The organism is Microbacterium sp. ZW CA_36 (assembly GCF_044987475.1).
In the GTDB taxonomy this organism is placed as follows: domain Bacteria; phylum Actinomycetota; class Actinomycetes; order Actinomycetales; family Microbacteriaceae; genus Microbacterium.
This window is the reverse complement of sequence record NZ_JBJDRL010000113.1, coordinates 1-5,438: the sequence shown is the minus strand read 5'-3', so window position 1 is coordinate 5,438 and position 5,438 is coordinate 1. Positions and strand designations below refer to the sequence as shown.

At 69.0% G+C, this 5,438-nt stretch carries 5 protein-coding genes; 4 read left to right on the top strand and 1 reads right to left on the bottom strand.

All coding sequences use genetic code 11. From position 1 onward, the window contains the following. Nucleotides 1-117: 117 nt before the first annotated feature. Complete coding sequence (locus tag ACI3KX_RS21710) at nucleotides 118-1,662, top strand: M20/M25/M40 family metallo-hydrolase (RefSeq protein WP_404911045.1); 1,545 nt, start codon at nucleotides 118-120, stop codon at nucleotides 1,660-1,662. A 45-nt stretch (nucleotides 1,663-1,707) separates the two neighbouring features. On the opposite strand, the gene ACI3KX_RS21705 is transcribed toward ACI3KX_RS21710, so the two are convergent. Continuing rightward, nucleotides 1,708-2,466, bottom strand: a complete 759-nt coding sequence (locus tag ACI3KX_RS21705) for a GntR family transcriptional regulator (protein WP_349426218.1) — start codon at nucleotides 2,464-2,466, stop codon at nucleotides 1,708-1,710. A gap of 172 nt (nucleotides 2,467-2,638) precedes the next feature. Here ACI3KX_RS21705 and iolC point away from each other — a divergent pair, with 172 nt between their 5' ends. The 3 genes from iolC to ACI3KX_RS21690 all read left to right on the top strand — a co-directional run. Then, the gene (gene iolC, locus ACI3KX_RS21700) at nucleotides 2,639-3,598 is read left to right on the top strand and encodes a 5-dehydro-2-deoxygluconokinase (RefSeq protein ID WP_404911044.1); all 960 of its coding nucleotides are present in this window, start codon (nucleotides 2,639-2,641) and stop codon (nucleotides 3,596-3,598) included. Then, nucleotides 3,595-4,491, top strand: a complete 897-nt coding sequence (locus tag ACI3KX_RS21695; RefSeq protein WP_349426220.1) for a deoxyribose-phosphate aldolase — start codon at nucleotides 3,595-3,597, stop codon at nucleotides 4,489-4,491. Before iolC ends, ACI3KX_RS21695 begins: the two co-directional genes overlap by 4 nt. A gap of 28 nt (nucleotides 4,492-4,519) precedes the next feature. Then, nucleotides 4,520-5,438 (top strand): aldehyde dehydrogenase family protein (locus tag ACI3KX_RS21690; RefSeq protein WP_404911043.1); only part of this gene is annotated, 919 nt, incomplete at its 3' end.

The following is a 5,438-nucleotide window of genomic DNA, read 5'->3' as shown; positions in this document are numbered from 1 at the left end:
CTCTTCGGGCGGTGAGCATACAGCCCCTTCCGTGCGAGGGGCGGGCGCTGTAGGTTCCGCTCAGACGCCGATCCCGGCGTCGATACCTCACATCTCCCACGACCCCGAGGAGCATCAGTGAACCATCGCACCCGACGCGGCGGCACGATCGCCGCGTCCGCAGTCATCATCGGCGGCCTGACCGTCGCCGCGGTCGGCGCTCCGGCGCTCGCCGCGCCAACTGCCGACACGTCCGACCTGACGGAAGCCGTCACCGCGGCAGGGCTCCAGACCCATCTCGATGCGCTCCAGGCGATCGCGACTGCCAACGGCGGCAACCGCGCAGCAGGGACTCCCGGCTATCTGGCGTCACTCGAGTACGTCGAGGAGGCACTGGGGGAAGCCGGCTACCTCACGCAGCGCCAGCCGTTCTCGTACGAGCTCATCGACTACGAGGGCTCCACGCTCGACCAGACCGCGCCCGGCGACGAGTCGTATGCCTTCGAAGACGACTTCTACCCGATGGAGTACACGGGCAGCGGCACCGTCGAGGCGGCCGTGCAGGCAGTCGACGTGAATCTCTCCGGTGACCGTGCGTCCACGAGCGGCTGCGAATCCGCGGACTTCGCCGGGTTCCTGGCCGGATCCATCGCCCTCATCCAGCGCGGATCGTGCGACTTCAGCGTCAAGGCGACGAACGCCGTGGCGGCCGGCGCGGTCGGCGTCGTGATCTTCAACCAGGGCAATGACGTCGAAGGAGACGACCGGTTCGGTGTCTTCGGCGGCACGCTCGGCACCTCGACCTGGACGGCAACGCCCGTCCCGGTCATCAGCACCTCCTTCGAGGTCGGCGAGGAGTTCGTCGTCACGGCAGGGCTCGTGCTGCGGATCGACGTGGTCACCAACTCGACCACCATCGACACGTGGAACCTGCTCGCCGACACCCCGACGGGCCGCACCGACCGCACGGTCGTCGTCGGCGCCCACCTCGATTCGGTTCCCGCGGGGCCGGGCATCAACGACAACGGCTCGGGCACGGCGTCGCTCATGGAGACGGCGCTGCACCTGGCCGATCTCGGAATCGAGACCGAGAACCGCATCCGCTTCGCGTTCTGGGGCGGTGAGGAGGACGGCCTCCAGGGGTCGAACCACTATGTGGCGCAGCTCAGCAAGGCGGAGGTCAAGGAGCATCTCGTCAACCTGAACTTCGACATGCTCGGCTCGCCCAACGGCGGCCGGTTCGTGTACGACGGTGACGGCGACGCGTTCGGCACCACCGGTCCGAACGGCTCCGACGTGGTGGAGGGCGTCTTCGACGATTGGTTCGCCTCGCAGAACCTGGTCACCGAGCCGACTGCGTTCGACGGCCGCAGCGACTACTTCGCCTTCATCGGCGCGGGCATCCCTGCCGGCGGTCTGTTCTCGGGTGCCGAAGACATCAAGACCGCGGAGCAGGTGACGAAGTTCGGCGGCACAGCGGGTGTGGCGCTCGACCCCTGCTACCACCAGGCGTGCGACACGTCGTCCAACATCAACCCGGTGCTGTTCGAACAGCTGGCCGACGCCGCGGCGCACGCGACGCTGGTCTTCGCCGACACGCAGTCGTCGGTGAACGGCACGGCCAAGGGCAAGGCCCTCGGCCAGTGGTCGCCCGCGTTCAAGGGAGACCGCGCGCTGCGCTGACGATGTGGGGACGGATGCCGCGACCGGCGGCATCCGTCCCTCTCGTCACTTCGCGACGAGCGTCGTCTGGAAGCTGTACATGTCGGGGCGGTAGCAGTGGTGGCCGAACTCGACGGCACGTCCGGAGGCGTCGAAGGCCACCCGCTCCATGGTGAGCACGGGACCGCCCTTGTCGATGTCGAGGAGCCCCGACTCGTCGCCGTGCGCGCGGCGAGCGCCGATCTTCTGGTTCGCCACGCGGATCGTCACGCCCCGCGCGCGCATGATCTCGTAGAGGCCCTTCTGCTGCAGCTGCTCCGTCGTGATGTCGGCGAAGTCGAGCGGCAGGTAGTTCGTGAGCACCGCGACCGGCACGCCGTCGGTCGAGCGCTGGCGCCGGAGGTAGACGATGTCCGAGCCGACGGGAACGCGCAGCGCCTCGGCCGTCACCGGATCGGCCGGGCGGGTGTCGTGCTCGAGGACGAGTGTTCCCGGTTCGTGCTGCGAGTTCTTGAGGTCCTCGTAGAGACTGGTCAGCTCGACCTGACGGGTGACCTGGCCTTGGACGACCTGCGTGCCGATGCCTCGCCGCCGTACGAGCAGGCCCTTGTCGACGAGCTCCTCCATCGCGCGCCGGATCGTCGGCCGCGACAGTCCCGCACGCTGGCCGATCGCGATCTCGTTCTCGAGGCGCGCGCCCGGTGGGATCTCACCGGAGCGGATCGCCCGTTCCATCGCGCTCGACACCTGGAAGTACAGCGGCACCGGACCGGTGCGATCCAGGTCGGCGAGCAAGTCGTCCAGCTTGACCACGTCGTCTGCCATCACACACTCCAAGTCCCGACAGCATAATGTCCCGACAATGCTACATCGTCGCCACTTTGTCAGTCGACCACGGCGCGGAGTGTCGTAGGCTCGATCGTTGTGTTATTGTCAGGACAAATTGTCCACCGATGCGGGCGTCGATCGGCGCACGCGGAGAGTTGTACAGCGGAGTATGACCGAGAGCAACCCTGCGTTCGACGTCCTCGCCTTCGGGCGGCTGGGTGTCGACATCTACCCCCTCCAGTCCGGCGTGGGGCTCGAGGAGGTGCAGACCTTCGGCAAGTTCCTCGGCGGCAGTGCCGCGAACGTCAGTGTCGCCGCCGCGCGACACGGTCGGCGCGTCGCGCTGATCTCGGGCGTCGGCGACGACCCCTTCGGCCGCTATCTTCTGGCGGAGCTCGCTCGCCTCGGCGTGGACAACCGCTACGTGCGGGTGAACCAGACGCTGAAGACGCCCATCACCTTCTGCGAGATCTTCCCGCCCGACGACTTCCCGCTGTACTTCTACCGCGAGCCGAAGGCGCCCGACCTGGACGTCGCACCGGCAGAGCTCGACCTCGACGCCGTGCGCTCGGCCGGCATCCTGTGGTTCACCGCGACGGGGCTCAGCCAGGAGCCCAGCCGCGCCGCCCACCACGCGGCTCTTCAGGCGCGAACCAGCGGACACACCGTCTTCGATCTGGATTATCGCCCCATGTTCTGGGCCGAGCCGGCGGAGGCGAGCGTCCAGATGGCGCGGGCCCTCGAGCATGCGACCGTCGCCGTGGGCAACCGCGAGGAGTGCGAGGTCGCGGTCGGTGAGACCGAGCCCGAGCGCGCGGCGGACGCGCTGCTGGAGCGCGGGGTCGAGCTCGCGATCGTGAAGCAGGGGCCGAAGGGCGTGCTGGCGAAGACGCGCGACGAGTCCGTCGTCGTGCCGCCGTATCCCGTGGAGGTCGTGAACGGCCTGGGCGCCGGAGACGCGTTCGGCGGCGCCCTCTGCCACGGCCTGCTCGCGGGGTGGGACCTCGAACGCATCCTGCGCTTCGCGAACGTCGCCGGCGCGATCGTCGCGTCCCGCCTGGAGTGCTCCACGGCCATGCCCGTCGAGGCGGAGGTCACGGCGATCCTCGAGGCGGGGGCGCTGCGATGACCCAGTTCCTCACTGAGGACGACTTCACCCGCCTCCGCGACATCCGGGCGACCCGGCCGGAGGCGATCCGCGACGCCCTCACCGTCCGCCGACGTCGCGACGTGCTGCGCGGCGACGGACGCCTCTTCATCGTCGCCGCCGACCATCCCGCCCGCGGCGCCCTCGCGGTGGGTGGCAATCCGACCGCGATGGCCGACCGCTACGACCTGCTCGACCGGCTGGCCACGGCGCTGAGCCGACCGGGCGTCGACGGCGTGCTGGGCACGCCCGACATCGTCGACGACCTCGCCGCACTCGGCCTCCTCGACGACAAGATCGTCGTCGGCTCGATGAACCGCGGCGGCCTGCGTGGCGCATCGTTCGAGCTGGACGACCGCATGACGGCTTACGACGTGCGCACGATGGTGGCTTCGGGCATCGACTTCGCCAAGACGCTCGTGCGCATCGATCTCGCCGACCCCGGCACCGTGTCGACGCTCACGGCGATGGCCGGTGCCGTCACCGAGGCGTCGACCGCGGGCCTGCCGATCATGCTCGAGCCCTTCCTCAGCACCCGCAGCGCCGGTCGGGTCGTCAACGACCTGTCGACGGATGCCGTCATCCTGTCGATCGCGATCGCCTCCGGCCTGGGCGCGTCCAGCGCGAACACGTGGATGAAGCTGCCCGTCGTCGACGACATGGAGCGCGTCATGGCGGCCACCACCATGCCCACGCTGCTGCTCGGCGGCGACTCGGGCGTGGATCCCGACGAGACGTTCGCGTCGTGGGAGGACGCGCTGTCGCTTCCCGGCGTCCGCGGGCTGACCGTCGGCCGCACACTCCTCTACCCGCCCGACGACGACGTCGCCGCCGCCGTGGACATCGCGGCCGGCCTCGTCCACACCGACCTCTGAACCCCTCCCCTCACGAAGGACCACACCCATGAGCATCACCGAGACCACCCCCACGCAGACCGACGTCGATGGCGACGTCCGCGTCATCTCGCATTGGATCGATGGTGCGAAGGTGCCGTCGTCGTCGGGGCGGACGGCGCCGGTGTTCAATCCGGCGACGGGTGTGGTGTCGGCGCGGGTGGCGTTGGCGGATGAGGCGGAGATCGACGCGGCGATCGCGTCGGCGGTGCGTGGGTTCGAGGTGTGGTCGGGGTGGTCGATCGCGCGGCGGCAGGGCGTGTTGTTCAGCTTCCGCGAGTTGTTGAATGCGCGGAAGCGGGAGTTGGCGGAGATCATCACCGCGGAGCACGGCAAGGTGGTCTCGGATGCGATGGGGGAGATCCTGCGCGGTCAGGAGGTCGTGGAGTTGGCGTGCGGTTTCCCGCACTTCCTCAAGGGCGCGTTCAGTGAGAACGCCTCGACCGGGATCGATGTGTACTCGCTGAAGCAGCCGCTCGGGGTCGTCGGCATCATCAGCCCGTTCAACTTCCCGGCGATGGTGCCGATGTGGTTCTTCCCGATCGCCATCGCCGCGGGCAACGCGGTGGTGCTGAAGCCGTCGGAGAAGGATCCGTCGGCGGCGCTGTGGCTGGCGGCGCTGTGGCGTGAAGCCGGGCTGCCGGACGGCGTGTTCACGGTGCTGCAGGGCGACAAGGCCGCTGTCGACGGGCTGCTGGAAAGCCCCGACGTGCAGTCCATCAGTTTCGTGGGGTCCACGCCGATCGCGCAGTACATCTACGAGACCGCCTCGAAGCATGGCAAGCGGGTGCAGGCGCTGGGTGGCGCCAAGAACCACATGCTGGTGCTTCCGGATGCCGACCTCGACCTCGTGGCCGACCAGGCCGTCAATGCGGGCTACGGTGCCGCCGGCGAACGCTGCATGGCCATCAGCGTCGTGCTCGCCGTCG

What these genes read in the sequence shown, in the direction of transcription:
- ACI3KX_RS21705 (WP_349426218.1), bottom strand. Translation starts at nt 2,466, where the DNA reads ATGGCAGACGACGTGGTCAAGCTGGACGACTTGCTCGCCGACCTGGAT.
- iolC (WP_404911044.1), top strand. Translation starts at nt 2,639, where the DNA reads ATGACCGAGAGCAACCCTGCGTTCGACGTCCTCGCCTTCGGGCGGCTG.
- ACI3KX_RS21695 (WP_349426220.1), top strand. Translation starts at nt 3,595, where the DNA reads ATGACCCAGTTCCTCACTGAGGACGACTTCACCCGCCTCCGCGACATC.